Raw genomic sequence first — 13,468 nt, 5'->3', positions numbered from 1 at the left:
GAAAAACCCCCACTCGTGAGAGTGGGGGTCTTTTCTGTCGGGGTAACAGGATTTGAACCTGCGACCTCGTCGTCCCGAACGACGCGCGCTACCAAGCTGCGCCATACCCCGATGGCCCTGTGGACCTCGTCAAGTATAACCCCATCAGCCCGGCGGGTTTCGACCGGCGGGTGCTACCGGATCAACCAGGAGCGACTGGTCCTTTGGGCGGGGCGCTGTACCGGCCGACGACGACCGTCACCGTGCCGCCGCGCGTCGCCGGGGTTCCGGCTCCCGGGCTCATGGATTGCACTACGCCGTTCTGCTTCGAATCGGTCACGGCCTGGTCGGTGCTGACCACGCCGAACCCGCTCAGAGTGGCCTTGGCCTGGTCGAGCGACTGACCCACGACGTTGGGCAGGAGCACCTGAGCGCCGTTGCTGGAATAGACGGTGACGGTGGCACCGGTGCTGGTCGTATCGCCACCGGCCGGGTCGCTGCGGGCCACGGTGCCCGCGGGCAACTCGGAGTCGGTCACGCCGCCATCCATGAACCCGAAGCCGGCGTTCTCGAGTGTGGATCGGGCGCTATCCACGGTCTGGCCGCGCACGTCCGGTACGGTCACCTGGACCCCGCGAATGGAGCTGGCCGACGCCTCTTCGAACTCGTCGCCACCGTACCGGGCGTTTGCGACGCCCATGATCGCGGGCCACATGCGGTGCCGGGCGGTGGCCGCCTGGCCGCTGTCGAAGTAGATATTCCGCTGGTTGGTGTCAAAACCGGTGACGCTCACGACGCCCACCACGGTGGCGACCTTGGTGCTCGCGCCGCTCATCCAGGTGTCCTTGGATCCGTCGGTGGTGCCGGTCTTGCCGATCATGGGCACGTCCGGATAGGTGTTGCGGTACGACTCGAGCGCCGAGCCCTGGCTCATCACCCGCTTCATGGCGTAGGCCATGCCCGCCGCCACCGGGGGCTCGACAGATTGTGTGCAGGTGGACACCGGTGCGGGGATCTCGACGCCGTCCTGTCCCACGATGCGATCGATCACGATTGCGCTGCAGGTGGCACCCTTGTTGGCGATGCCGGCGTAGGCCACGGCCATGCTCAGCGGAGCGATCTCGTTGGTGCCCAGGACGGAACCGGGCCCTTCCTGAAGCGGGTCACCGTCTGCGCGGTGCACACCGAAGGCTTCGGCGGTCTTTCTGATGCCGCACAGGTCCAGGCGCTTGGCCATGCCGATGAAACCGGTATTGATCGATCCGATCGTGGATTCGAGGGCGCTGTAGTTGCGGCCGGCCTCGCCGGAGTCGTTCCGGGGGTTGAAGTCGAAGCTCGATGCGCCCAGGCAGCTGTCCTGGAAGATTCCCCAGTTCGTCTTGCGAGCCGAGTCGACCCGCTCTCCGAGGGGATGTCCCTCCTTCAGCCACTCGGCCAGGGTGAAGACCTTGTAGGTGGAGCCAGGCTGGAATCCCAGTGAGCCGCCCTTGTCGAAGTCGGTGTTGTAGTTGATCCCGGTGTACTCGGGGCCGGGAGACTCTTTCTCCTGCGTGTAGAGCTTGTTCTGCGCCATGGCGAGGACTCGCCCGGTACCGACCTCCACACTGGTTGCCACGGCGCCGACGTCCCAGTCCGGGAAGGTCTGCGGCACGTTGTCGGCGATGGCCTTCTCAGAGGCCCGCTGCAGATCGAGGTCGAGGGTGGTGTAAATCGAGTAGCCGCCGCGACGGAAGTTGAGCATCCGCGCCTCATCGTTTTCGCCGAAGCTCGGGTCTGTCTTGAGGACATGGATGACGTAGTCGCAGAAGTAGGCAGAACCGGTGGCCGTTTGACAGCCGGTGGACGGCTCCGTGATGACGGGTTCGATCAAACTGGCGACGGAGGCGTCGTGGTCTTCCTGGCTGATCTTCTTGTACTTCAGCATCTCCCGGAGGATGTAGTCGCGGCGTTCTTTGTTGGCCGCGTAACCGTTTGCGGCACCATTCGTCTCACTGTCCGGGTCGTCCAGGCGGAACTTCTCGGGGTTGTTGACGATCGCGATCAGGCTGGCCGCTTGGGGCAGATTGAGCGTGGCGGCTGTGGAGTTGAAGTAGTAGCGGGCGGCCGCCTCGATGCCGTACACGGTGCCGCCGAAACCAGTGATATTCACGTACCCCTGGAGAATCTCGTCCTTGCTGTACTGCTTCTCCACGCCGATGGCGAGCCGCATCTCCTTGAGCTTGCGTTCCTCAGTGGGGTCGGTGGCTTCGGCGAAACAGGCCTGGAGCTTCTCCGGGTCGGGGAGAAGCTCGCACTTCTGCACCAGCACATTCTTCACATACTGCTGGGTCACCGACGACCCGCCGGAGGTGGGCCCGTGGGTGATCTGTGAAAGCGCCGCACGCAAAGTGCCCTGCAGGTCGATGCCGCCGTGTTCGTAGAACCGAGGGTCTTCACCGGCGACGACGGCGTCGAGGACGAACTGGCTGGTGGCATCCTTGCCGACCTGGATGCGGTTCTGGTCATAGAACGAGGCGAGCGCGTAGGGCGAGCCGTCATCCTGCACGGCGTAGACGGTGCTCACCTGGGAGAGATCGTCGATGGCCAGGTAGTTGGGCAGGTTCTCGAACATGTTGATGGTGCTCGTGGTGGCCATGCTCGAAACCGCCAGCGCCGGCGTGATGGCCACGGTCACCAGCAACCCGGCGACCGCACTCATTCCGACCAGACCCAGAAGCCCGCCGAGCGCACCACCGAATGTACGTTTGTTTTCCCCCATAAGCGTGAGCCTAGGGCAGAACGGCGCGATCGCGACCTCGGAGGGTGGCCCCAGCTTGGGGGCCGAGGCTCGGAATTATGCGGCGGTGAGGGTGAGGAGGGTCGCTTCGGGCGGGCACGCGAAGCGCACCGGGGCATAAATCGAGGTGCCCAGTCCCGCCGAAACGTTGAGGTAGGAGGTGCGCAGGCCCACGTTCCACAGGCTCAGGCCTTTCACCTGCCGGCGGGGGATATCACAATTGGTTACCAATGCACCGAACTTGGGTACGCAGACCTGTCCGCCGTGGGTGTGACCGGCCAAAATCAGTTGCGCGCCGTGGTTCACGAACGAGTTGAGCACCCGCTGGTAAGGCGCGTGCACCACACCAACGGTCAGCGTTGAGCGCGGGCCGGCGGGCTGCTCAGGGTCCGGCCAGGTCTCCTCGGTGAGCGGGTCGTTGCCGCGCAGCTCGTCGATGGCGCCGGTGATGAGGTCGAGGCGGTCCCGGCGGATGTGCGGATCATCGACACCGAAGAACTCCAGGTGGGTGCCGTTGATGTCGAGCGCATCCGCAGCGTTGTTCAGGTCGATCCAGCCGAGCTCGGCGAAGACCCGGTGCAGGTCGTCGGTGTCGAGCTCGATGTGGCGGGAACGCAGCATCGACGGACCGCCGAAGTACTTGAGCGGGTTCTTCGGCTGCGGGCCGAAGAAGTCGTTCGAGCCGTTGACGAAGATGCCCGGGATGCCCGCGAACGGCTCCAGTGCGTACTCCACGCCGGCGATGCCGTCTTCGTGGCCCAGGTTGTCACCGGTGTTGACGACCAGGTCAGGTTTGAGGGCGGCGAGCCCGCGCACCCAGTCCTGCTTGTCGCGCTGCCACGGCGCCATGTGCAGGTCGGAGAGGTGCAACACCCGGATCGGGTCGGAGCCGGGTGCGAGCACGGGAACCGTGACCTCCCGCAGGGTGAAGCGTCGTCGTTCGACGAGCGAGCCCCAGGCGAAGGCGGCCAGTCCGGCCGCCGCTACCGCGGCGGCCGAGGCGGTGATCGTGCGTACCGCGCTCAACCGGCAGCCCCCATCTTGCCGACCACGACGGTGACCGTTCCACCCTTGGTCACCGGGGTGCCGGCGGCCGGGCTCATCGACAGCACCTTGTTGTTCTGGTTCGGGTCGGTCACAGCCTGGTCGGAGCTCGCGAGACCGAAGCCGGCGAGGGTGGTCTTGGCTTGATCGAGGGTCTGACCCACGACATCCGGCAGCAGGACCTGTGCGCCGTTGCTGGAGTACACCGTGACCGTGGCGCCGTTGCTCGCGGTGGCCCCGGCTGCCGGGTCAGTGCGGGCCACTGTGCCGGCGGGCAGCTCGGAGTCGGTCACGCCGCCGTCGAGGAAGTCGAAGCCGGCACCCTCGAGGGCCGTGCGGGCGTCGTCCATCGAGCGGCCGCGCACGTCGGGCACAGCCACCTGGGCGCCCTGGATGACATTGGTGGACGCTTCAGCGAATTCGTCTCCGCCGTACTTGGCGTTGGCGACGCTCATGATGTCCGGCCACATGCGGTGCCGGGCCGTGGCCGCGGATCCGCTGTCGAAGGAGTACCTGCTGGCGCGCTGGTTGGCGTCACCGGTGACACTGACCACGCCGACGACGGTGGCGACCTTGGTGCTCGCACCGCTCATCCACGTGTCTTTGGCGCCGTCGGTGGTTCCGGTCTTGCCGATCATCGGCACCCGAGGAGACGTGGCTCCGTAGGACTGGGTCGCGGAACCCTCGGTGAGTACCCGCTTCATGGCATAGGCCATGCCGGCGGCTACGGACGGTTCAACGGACTGGGAGCAGGTGGATGCGGGCGGCGCGATCTCGGCGTCGTCCGGACCGACGATGCGGTCGATGACCACGGCGGAGCAGGTGGTGCCGCTGTTGGCGATGCCGGCGAAGGCCACCGCCATGCTCAGCGGAGCCACCTCGTTGGTGCCGAGCACCGAGGAGGCCCCCTTCTCGAGTTCCGCGCCATCCGCACGGTGCACGCCGAAGGACTCGGCGGTGTCACGGATCTTGCAGAGGTCGAGCTTCTTGGCCATGCCGAGGAAGCCCGTGTTGATCGAGTTGATGGTCGACTGCAAGGCGCTGTAGTTGGTGCCGGCCTCGTTGGCGTCGTTCTTCGGGTTGTAGCCGGGGAACGTCTGCGGCCCGCTGCAGTAGTCCTGGAAGGTGCCCCAGTCGGACTTGCGCGCCGAGTCAACGCGCTCGCTGAGCGCATGGCCCTCTTTCAGCCATTCCGCGAGGGTGAAGACCTTGTACGTCGAGCCGGGCTGGAAGCCCAGCGAGCCGCCCTGGTCTTCGTCGGTGTTGTAGTTGATGCCGGTGTACTGGCCGCCGGTCGCCTGGACCTCCGGATCCTGGCTGTAGACCTTGTTCTGCGCCATCGCCAGCACGCGACCGGTGCCGACCTGCACGCTGGTGGCCACGGCCCCGACGTCCCAGCCGTCGAAGGTCTGCGGCACGTTCTCGGCGATCGTGTTCTCGGCGGTTCGCTGCAGGTCGATGTCCAGGGTCGTGTAGATGTCGTAGCCACCGCGTCGGAAGTTGATCATGCGGGTGTCTTCGTCTTCGCCGAACGTGGGATCGCTCTTGAGCACGTGGGTGACGTAGTCGCAGAAGAAGGCGCTGCCACCGGCGGTCTGGCATCCGGTGCTCGGCTCGGTGATGGTGGGTTCGATCGGGCTTGCGATGGCCGCGTCGTAGTCCTCCTGGGACACCTTCTTGTACTTGAGCATCTCCGTCAGGATGTAGTCCCGGCGCTGCTTGTTGTCGGCGTACCCGTTCGCTGCGCCGTTGGTCTCGCTGTCGGGCTGGTCGAGGCGGAACTTCTCCGGGTTGTTCACGATCGCGATGAGGCTCGCCGACTGGGAGAGGGTCAGGTTCGCCGCCGAGGTGTTGAAGTAGTAGTTCGACGCACTCTCGACGCCGTACACGCTGCCACCGAAGAGGGTGATGTTGAGGTAGCCCTGCAGGATCTCAGCCTTGCTGTAGGTCTTCTCGACGCCGATCGCCAGTCGCATCTCCTTGAGCTTGCGCTCCGGAGAGGTCTCGGTGGCCTCGTTGTAACAGGCGTCCAATTCCGCCTGGTCGTTGAGAACCTCGCACTTCTGCACGAGTACGTTCTTCACGTACTGCTGGGTGATGGATGATCCACCCTGCGTGCCGCCACCGGTGACCGTGGACAGGGCGCCGCGAATGGTGCCCTGCAGGTCGACTCCGCCGTGTTCGTAGAAGCGGGGGTCTTCACCAGACACCGCCGCATCCTGAACGAACTGACTCATGCTCTCGAGGGGAACCTCGACCCGGTTCTGGTCGTAGAACGAGGCCAGGGCCAGAGGGGTGCCATCGCTTTGCACGGCGTAGATAGTGCTCTTCTGCGCCAACTGGTCGACTTTGAGGTAGTCGGGCAGGTTCTCGAACGCGTTGATCGTGTTGTTCGCTGTCATGCCGGACAGCGCCAGGGCCGGTGTGACCGCGACGGTGACCAATACTCCGGCCACGGCGCTCATCCCGATGAAACCCAGGAGACCGCCGAGCGCTCCACTAACCGTACGTTTTTTGGCAGACATACAATTGAGCGTAAGGGACAATTCTGAAAAACAGCCTGAATCGGAGCCGCATGACTGCCTGGGAGTACCTCACCACCCCGCTGATGATCCACAACACCGCCGCGATCCTCAACAACTGGGGATCGGACGGCTGGGAGCTCGTGCAGGTCGTCACCGGCCCTGAGGGCGGCCTCGTCGCCTATCTCAAGCGCCCGGTCGCGGGCGCGGAAGGAGCATGACCATGTCACAGGTAGAGGCTCGCCTGGCCGAGCTGGGAATCGAACTGCCGTCTGTTGTTCCGCCGGTCGCGTCCTATGTGCCCGCCGTCGTGAGCGGTTCGCTGGTCTTCACCTCCGGCCAGCTGCCGATGGTGTCCGGCGCGCTGCCCGCCACGGGCAAGGTCGGCGACGGCCACGGCCTCGTGCCCGCCGCGGACGCCAAGGAGTACGCCCGGCAGTGCGCGCTCAACGCGCTCGCTGCCATCCAGAGCGTGATCGGGTCGCTCGACCGGATCACCCAGGTGGTCAAGGTCACCGGTTTCGTCGCATCCGCCCCCGATTTCACCGGCCAGCCCGGCGTCGTGAACGGGGCCTCCGATGTGCTCGGCGAGATCTTCGGCACCATCGGCGTGCATTCCCGCTCCGCCGTGGGCGTGGCCGTGCTGCCGCTGGACTCGCCCGTCGAGGTGGAGCTCATCGTCTCCTTCGCCTAACGGCCAACCTCACGGCGTCGTCGGTCGAGCTTGTCGCACGTTGGTCGAGCCTTTCGAGACCCACCGGCACCTCGACAGGCTCGATCAACGCGTCGCCGGGTTTTCTGAGGCGGTGGCGGCTTCGGGGCGCGGATGGCCGGCCGAGAAGGCCGCGCCGGCCCGTGTGGCCAGCGCCTGTGCGGGCAGTTCCACCCATCGGTACATGAGCTGCGCGAGCACCAGGCTCAGCGGCACCGAGATGAGCGCACCCCACCACCAGTGTTCCGGGCCGAAGAGCTGCGCGAAGGTGACCACCACCGGGAAGTGCACGAGGTACAGGCTGAAGCTGATGGCGCCGAGCCATCGGAGCAGCCGGCCGCTGAGCAACCGCTGCACCGGCGGCCAGAGAGCCACGGTGGCGACGATGAGCACGGCACCGGGCACCCGCAGCGCCAGGGCCAGGGAGTTCCACGGCTCGCTGAGCAGCGGCCGGGCCAGCCAGTAGGCGATGAGCAGCACCGGCCCCGACACCGCGATCAGGCCCCATACGAGCGTGCCGCCGGGTCGCTCCAGCAGGCGGGCCGAACGCGCCTGCAGGGTGGACAGGTTGGCGGCGATCAGCGCGCCGAGGCCGAACGCGGGCAGGTACATCAGCGGCTCGGCACCGAGGAGGTACCCGGCAGTGGAGACGCCGAGCATGACGGCCACCCAGGCCAGCGTCCACCGGCGGGTGGCCACGGCCAGGATCACGCCCACCGGGAGCAGCAGCGAGAACCACATCTCCCAGGCCAGCGACCAGAGCGGCGGGTTGACGTCGGGCCGGCCGGTGAACCCCACAATGCTGGCCTCGCGCAGCAGGTTGCCGATGCCCAGGTCGGGGCTGCCCTGCTTCGCCATCCAGGCCCCCTCGCTGCCCGTGACGGTGCGCGGCACGAGGGTGATCCAGATCGCGGCCAGCGCGACCGAGACGATCACCGGGATGGACAGGCGGATGATGCGGCGCGGGTAGTAGGCCAGCCAGTCGTAGCCGTGGGCCGGCGCGGCGCCAAGGACGGGCTCGGTGTCGGCGCCGCGGCCGGAGGCGGTGCCCGGGCCGGAGCGCGGTGTCCAGGGCCAGCGTCGCAGCGGGCTGAGCACCAGCACGAAACCGCTGAGCACGAAGAACACCAGCACGAACTCCGGGCCCGCGAAGAGGATCTTCAGCGGGGAGAGGGTGGCCCACCATCCCGTGGAGAAGATTGCCACATTCGCGCTGGACGAGTACGCGGCCGAGACGGACGGAGCGGTCATCGACACGTGGTGCACGAGCACCACGACGGCCGCGACGCCACGCAGGGCGTCCAGGGCGACAAGACGGGTGCGGGGTTCGGCGGCAGACATTCGCTTTACGCTAGGGCCCCTTCGTGAACGTTTCCTCCAAGCACACCCGCGAGCCGTGAGGTAAGCACGCTCCCGGGCCGAGGGACGGTGCTCAACTCACGGCTCGCGAGGGGTCAGCGCATGCTGTCGGTGATGATCTGCATGATCGAGGTGTCGGCGAGGGTGGTGGTGTCCCCGATCTCGCGGCCCTCGGCCACATCGCGCAGCAGGCGCCGCATGATCTTGCCCGAGCGGGTCTTCGGCAGCTCGTTGACGATGAAGATCTCCCGCGGCCGCGCGATCGCCCCGATCTGCAGCGTCACGTGTGCCCGGAGCACGGCGCTGATGTCGGCGTGGCTCGCCGCATCCGTCTGGCTGTACTTGATGATCACGAACGCCACCACCGCCTGCCCGGTGGTCTCGTCGTGCGCACCCACCACTGCGGCCTCTGCCACCGTGGCGTGTGCCACCAGCGACGACTCGATCTCCGCGGTCGACAGCCGGTGCCCCGACACGTTCATGACGTCGTCGACCCGGCCAAGCAGCCAGATGTCGCCGTCCCTGTCGAGCCGGGCCCCGTCGCCGGCGAAGTACAGCGGGCCGTTCGGCGCATCCTGGAACTTCTCCCAGTACGTTTCGATGAATCGCTCCGGGTCTCCCCAGATGCCGCGCAGCATCGACGGCCACGGTTCGGTGACCACGAGGAGGCCACCGTTGCCGTGCCCGACATGATGGCCGTCCTCGCCGATCACGTCGATGGAGATGCCGGGGATGGCGACCTGCGCCGCGCCCGGCTTGGTCTCGGTGATGCCGGGCAGGGCGCTGATCATGATCGCGCCGGTCTCGGTCTGCCACCAGGTGTCCACCACAGGGGTGAGCTGATTGCCGATCACCTCGCGGTACCACATCCAGGCTTCGGGGTTGATCGGCTCGCCCACGGAACCGAGCAGGCGCAGGCTGGTCAGGTCGAATTTCTGCGGTTCCTGCCGGCCGATCTTCATGAACGTGCGGATGGCGGTGGGCGCGGTGTAGAGGATGCTCACCTGGTACTTCTCGATGATCTCCCACCACCGGCCGGGGTGCGGGGTGTCGGGGGTGCCCTCGTAGAGCACCTGGGTGGCGCCGTTGGCCAGCGGCCCGTAGACCACGTAGCTGTGGCCGGTGATCCAGCCCACATCGGCCGTGCACCAGAACACGTCCTTCTCGGGCTTGAGGTCGAAGACGTTCTTGTGGGTGAAAGCCACCTGGGTCAGGTAGCCGCCGGTGGTGTGCAGGATGCCCTTGGGCTTGCCTGTGGTGCCGGAGGTGTACAGGATGAACAGCGGGTTTTCGGCGGGGAACGGCTGCGCCTCGTGCTCGGCGGAGACCGCGGCGAGTTGCTCGTGCCACCACGTGTCGCGGTCGTTCCACTCCACGTCGCCGCCGGTGCGGTTCACGACGAGCACGGTGTGCACCGAGGAGTCGCCGCTGGCCAGCGCCGCATCCACGGCCGGCTTGAGCGGGGTGGCGCGGCCCTTGCGGTAGCCGCCGTCCGCGGTGATCACCACCACGGCCTCGGCGTCGTCGATGCGCGAGCGCAGGCTCTCGGCGCTGAAGCCGCCGAAGATCACCGAGTGCACGGCGCCGATGCGGGCGACGGCGAGCATCGCCACGACGGCTTCCGGGATCATCGGCAGGTAGATGGCCACCCGGTCGCCGGCGCGCACCCCGAGACCGAGAAGCACGTTTGCGGCACGTTTGACCTCATCGGTCAGCTGCGCGTAGGTGATCGAGCGGGAATCGCCCGGCTCGCCCTCCCAGTGCAATGCCACCCGGTCGCCGTTGCCGGCGAGCACGTGCCGGTCGAGGCAGTTGTAGGCCACATTGAGCTCACCGTCGTCGAACCACTTCGCGAACGGCGGGTTCGTCCAGTCCAGTGTGCGGGTGAACGGTTTGTGCCAGTGCACGAGTTCGCGAGCCTGATCGGCCCAGAAACCGAGCCGATCTGCTGCCGCATCCGCGTAGAGAGCCTCAGTGGCCACCGACTGGGCAGCGAACTCTGGAGAGGGCGGGAATCGGCGGGATTCGTGGAGAAGATGGTCGATTTGCACGCTCATGATGGTTCGCTCCTTTGCGAGTTCAGGCAGTGTCGAGGCGCCGGGGCGACCCCATCCCTGAACCCTACACGGCCCGTGCGAACCGTTCGAGGGCATTTCTCAGCGAAAGAAACACCGATTTTCTGCCCGGGATACATTCGGAAAACGCTTCTCACGTGGCATTCTTTTTATGTCCTCATTTAGGGGGACCCAGGGGACTTGCGCATCTGGTTTTCCCAAGTATGCTTGAGCTTGTCTGAACGAAAGTTTTGACCTGTGGTGCGCTTGGTTCCCCCCAATCAGCGCACTGCCGAGGCGGCACCTGTTCCCCCCAATAGGTGCCGCCCCCCTCTTTTTAACGGCGCGCCCGTGTCTCTCAACGACACGCCCGCGCTTTCCCCCGCACGGCTCGCGCGCCCCACTGCGAACCGTGCACCTGCGTGATCAGCTGTACCGCTTCACCGCTGTATCGGCCCCCTCCAGGCACACCTGTTGCCCGGTCGGACTCCTGAGCCCCGCACGTCGGGCGCAGCCGTCCGACCGGGCAACACGTGTCTCCAGGCCCGGGCGCTGGCGGCGCCCAAGCCCGAGCTCGCGAGAGCGGCCAAAGGGCTGCTTCGTGGCCCTGAGGTGACGGTTTGGCCGCTTTCGCGGGTGCGCGACCGGTGCGCTGCGCAGCCGACCTGGGCGGTGCCGCTCCTCCACAAGGGCGTTTGAGTGCGACTGTCCACAACGGCGGATGGCTCCCCTCCCACCGGCCGCTCGAAGCCGTACCGTGCTCGAATGCCCGAGCCCTTCGTTGCCGTACCCTCCTATCTGAGCCGGCCCAGCCCCGTGACCGTCAGCGCAGCCGTGCATCCGGCCGCGGCCGGGGGAGACCCCGCCGGTGACGTGCGGCCGGACGCGGAGCCAGGTCACGCCCGCGCCGGGGCGGATGCGCCGCCGAGCCAGGCACTCGACCTCCTGCCGCCCGTGCTCACGCGCGCGGACGTCTCGGTGCTCGGCCCGCTCGCGCCCTTCGCCCGCGATGGCACCGTCACCGATCTCTTCGTCAACGGCGAGGCCGGCCTCTGGCTCGACGCCGGTCACGGCCTGGTGCCCGCGCCGGGTTGGCACAGCGACGAGCGCGGTATCCGGGACCTCGCCGTACGGCTGATCGCGCTCGGAGGGCGCCATATCGATGAGGCCAGCCCGTGCGTGGATGTGCGGCTGGCCGATGGCATCCGGGTGCACGCCGTGCTGCCGCCGGTGTCGAGCACGGGCACGCTGCTGTCCATCCGTCTGCCGCGGGCGCACCGCCTCAACCTCGACGCGCTGGCTGCCGCCGGCATGTTCGGTGCCGGCGACGCCGCGGCCGCCCAGCTCGGCCGGCTGCGCGCCGCGGTGCTCGACCGGCAGAACCTGCTCGTCACCGGAGCTGCCGGGAGCGGCAAGACCACCCTGCTGGCCGCCCTGCTGGCCGAGGCGCCGGCCGACGAACGCATCGTGGCCATCGAAGACGTCGCCGAGCTGCGCATCGATCACCCGCACGTCGTGGGCCTTGAGTCACGGCAGGCCAACCTCGAGGGGGCCGGCCGGATCGGACTGGAGAGCCTGCTGCGGGAAGCGCTGCGGATGCGGCCCGACCGGCTGGTGCTCGGCGAGTGCCGTGGCGCCGAGATCCGCGAGCTGCTCGGCGCCCTCAACACCGGGCATGACGGCGGGGCCGGCACCCTGCACGCCAACTCCCTGGCGGACGTTCCCGCCCGGCTCGAGGCGCTCGGCGCGCTCGGCGGCATGAGTCCGGCCGCCGTGGCGCGACAGACCGTGAGCGCCATCGGCCTGGTGCTGCACCTCGAACGCCGCGGCGGCACCCGCCGGCTCGCCCAGGTGGGCCGGTTCATTCTCGACGCGGCCGAACGCCTGAGCACGGTGGCGGCATGACCCGGCGCCCGGAGGTGCCCAACCCGATCGACGAGGTCGCCCGGATCTCCGAACGGTTGGCCGTGCTGCTCGCGGCCGGAGTCTCGCCGGTCTCCGCGTGGGACTACCTCGTGCCGCCGGCCGGCGCCGACCCGCCGGAGCGGCCGGCCCGCGGCATCCTGATGCCCGGGCTGCTCAGCCGGAGAACCGTGCCGCGCCACGGACCGCCCGGCCGCGCACCGGGCGGGTTGTTCGGACGGCGGTCCGGCAGGCCGCCGACCGATGCCGGTTCCCGGGCGGTGCTGGTGGCCGCCGCGCGCGCGGCGCACGCCGGTGACAGCGTGTCCGAGGCGATCGCCCACGAGGCCCAGCAGCTGCCCACTCAACCGGCGGATGCCTGGCGCGCGCTCGCCGCCGCCTGGGAGGTCGCGACGCAGGCCGGTGCGCCCCTCGCCAGCAGCCTCCGCGACCTGGCGGGCGCCTTCCGCGATCTGGGCCAGCTGCGCCGCGACCTGGCCGTTGCGCTGACCGGGCCCCGGGCCACCGCCCGAATGGTGCTGGTGCTGCCATTCGTGGCGCTGTTGTTCGGCGCCCTGCTGGGTTTCGACACCGTGCGCACGCTGTTCTTCACCGGCCCCGGCCTGGGTTGCCTCGCCGCCGGCACGCTGCTCATGGTCGGAGCATCCCGGTGGAACCGGGCCCTGGTCGCCTCCGCCGGAGCCCAGTTGACGGCACCCGGCCTCGAGCTGGACCTCACCGCCATCGGGATGGCCGGAGGAGGCTCTCTCGACCGGGCCCGGGCCGTGGCGCGGCAGAGCGCCGAACGCTTCGGTCTGCGCCCGGTGGACACCGAGATCGCGACCGACACTGTCATCGAGCGGGTGCTCGACCTTTCGGCGAGGGCGGGCATCCCCGCCGGTGAACTGCTGCGCAGCGAGGCCGACCAGGCCCGGCGGGATGCCCGCAGCGCCGGCCGGCAGCGCGCAGAATCGCTCGCCGTGGCCCTGATGATCCCACTCGGGGTGTGCGTGCTCCCGGCGTTCATGCTCGTGGGGGTGGCGCCGCTGCTGCTCAGCGTGCTCTCCGCCACGCTCGGTGGCCTCTCGTGAGGCGGCCGCTGACACGGGAGCGAGACCCC

Annotated in this window: 9 protein-coding genes and 1 tRNA gene; 4 read left to right on the top strand and 6 right to left on the bottom strand. The window is 68.0% G+C overall.

Annotated elements, in window-relative coordinates:
• Nucleotides 1-37 precede the first annotated feature (37 nt).
• The 4 genes from DOE79_RS08720 to DOE79_RS08705 form a co-directional block, all read right to left on the bottom strand.
• A tRNA-Pro gene (locus DOE79_RS08720) sits at nucleotides 38-111 on the bottom strand.
• A 70-nt stretch (nucleotides 112-181) separates the two neighbouring features.
• Complete coding sequence (locus DOE79_RS08715) at nucleotides 182-2,737, bottom strand: transglycosylase domain-containing protein (RefSeq protein WP_120338169.1); 2,556 nt, start codon at nucleotides 2,735-2,737, stop codon at nucleotides 182-184.
• Between the two features lie 75 nt (nucleotides 2,738-2,812).
• Complete coding sequence (locus tag DOE79_RS08710) at nucleotides 2,813-3,781, bottom strand: metallophosphoesterase (RefSeq protein WP_120338168.1); 969 nt, start codon at nucleotides 3,779-3,781, stop codon at nucleotides 2,813-2,815.
• Nucleotides 3,778-6,324 carry a transglycosylase domain-containing protein gene (locus tag DOE79_RS08705; protein ID WP_120338167.1) on the bottom strand — a complete coding sequence of 849 codons (2,547 nt, stop codon included), beginning with the start codon at nucleotides 6,322-6,324 and terminating at the stop codon, nucleotides 3,778-3,780. Before DOE79_RS08705 ends, DOE79_RS08710 begins: the two co-directional genes overlap by 4 nt.
• A 50-nt stretch (nucleotides 6,325-6,374) precedes the next feature.
• On the opposite strand from DOE79_RS08705, the gene sp36 reads away from it, so the two are divergent.
• Together sp36 and DOE79_RS08700 are read left to right on the top strand one after the other, a co-directional pair.
• A complete protein-coding gene (gene sp36 / locus DOE79_RS20505) occupies nucleotides 6,375-6,542 on the top strand; it encodes a Sp36 family protein (RefSeq protein ID WP_162942675.1) in 168 nt (55 codons plus the stop codon).
• 2 nt (nucleotides 6,543-6,544) lie between these two features.
• A complete protein-coding gene (locus tag DOE79_RS08700; protein WP_120338166.1) occupies nucleotides 6,545-7,015 on the top strand; it encodes a RidA family protein in 471 nt (156 codons plus the stop codon).
• An 84-nt stretch (nucleotides 7,016-7,099) separates the two neighbouring features.
• Here the strand turns inward: DOE79_RS08700 and DOE79_RS08695 are convergent, their stop codons facing one another.
• Together DOE79_RS08695 and acs are read right to left on the bottom strand one after the other, a co-directional pair.
• Nucleotides 7,100-8,374 (bottom strand): acyltransferase family protein, encoded by a 1,275-nt coding sequence (locus DOE79_RS08695; protein WP_120338165.1) that lies wholly within the window; start codon nucleotides 8,372-8,374, stop codon nucleotides 7,100-7,102.
• A 113-nt stretch (nucleotides 8,375-8,487) separates the two neighbouring features.
• Entirely contained in the window at nucleotides 8,488-10,449 is a 1,962-nt protein-coding gene (gene acs / locus DOE79_RS08690; RefSeq protein WP_120338164.1) for an acetate--CoA ligase, read from the bottom strand.
• A 762-nt stretch (nucleotides 10,450-11,211) separates the two neighbouring features.
• Between acs and DOE79_RS08685 the strand changes: the two genes are divergently transcribed.
• Together DOE79_RS08685 and DOE79_RS08680 are read left to right on the top strand one after the other, a co-directional pair.
• Nucleotides 11,212-12,351 (top strand): TadA family conjugal transfer-associated ATPase, encoded by a 1,140-nt coding sequence (locus DOE79_RS08685; RefSeq protein ID WP_120338163.1) that lies wholly within the window; start codon nucleotides 11,212-11,214, stop codon nucleotides 12,349-12,351.
• Nucleotides 12,348-13,439: a type II secretion system F family protein gene (locus tag DOE79_RS08680; protein ID WP_120338162.1), complete on the top strand. Its 1,092-nt coding sequence runs from the start codon at nucleotides 12,348-12,350 to the stop codon at nucleotides 13,437-13,439. The genes DOE79_RS08685 and DOE79_RS08680 overlap by 4 nt, the downstream gene beginning before the upstream one ends.
• The last annotated feature ends 29 nt before the right edge of the window (nucleotides 13,440-13,468 follow it).

The sequence above is a fragment of the Cryobacterium soli genome (genome assembly GCF_003611035.1).
GTDB lineage: Bacteria > Actinomycetota > Actinomycetes > Actinomycetales > Microbacteriaceae > Cryobacterium > Cryobacterium soli.
The sequence above is the reverse complement of the archived record's forward strand: the minus strand, read 5'-3'. Positions and strand labels throughout refer to the sequence as shown.

Excerpts from the sequence above, each read along its gene's own strand:
- DOE79_RS08715 (WP_120338169.1), bottom strand. The coding sequence starts at position 2,737 with ATGGGGGAAAACAAACGTACATTCGGTGGTGCGCTCGGCGGGCTTCTG.
- DOE79_RS08705 (WP_120338167.1), bottom strand. The coding sequence starts at position 6,324 with ATGTCTGCCAAAAAACGTACGGTTAGTGGAGCGCTCGGCGGTCTCCTG.
- sp36 (WP_162942675.1), top strand. The coding sequence starts at position 6,375 with ATGACTGCCTGGGAGTACCTCACCACCCCGCTGATGATCCACAACACC.
- DOE79_RS08700 (WP_120338166.1), top strand. The coding sequence starts at position 6,545 with ATGTCACAGGTAGAGGCTCGCCTGGCCGAGCTGGGAATCGAACTGCCG.
- DOE79_RS08695 (WP_120338165.1), bottom strand. The coding sequence starts at position 8,374 with ATGTCTGCCGCCGAACCCCGCACCCGTCTTGTCGCCCTGGACGCCCTG.
- acs (WP_120338164.1), bottom strand. The coding sequence starts at position 10,449 with ATGAGCGTGCAAATCGACCATCTTCTCCACGAATCCCGCCGATTCCCG.
- DOE79_RS08685 (WP_120338163.1), top strand. The coding sequence starts at position 11,212 with ATGCCCGAGCCCTTCGTTGCCGTACCCTCCTATCTGAGCCGGCCCAGC.
- DOE79_RS08680 (WP_120338162.1), top strand. The coding sequence starts at position 12,348 with ATGACCCGGCGCCCGGAGGTGCCCAACCCGATCGACGAGGTCGCCCGG.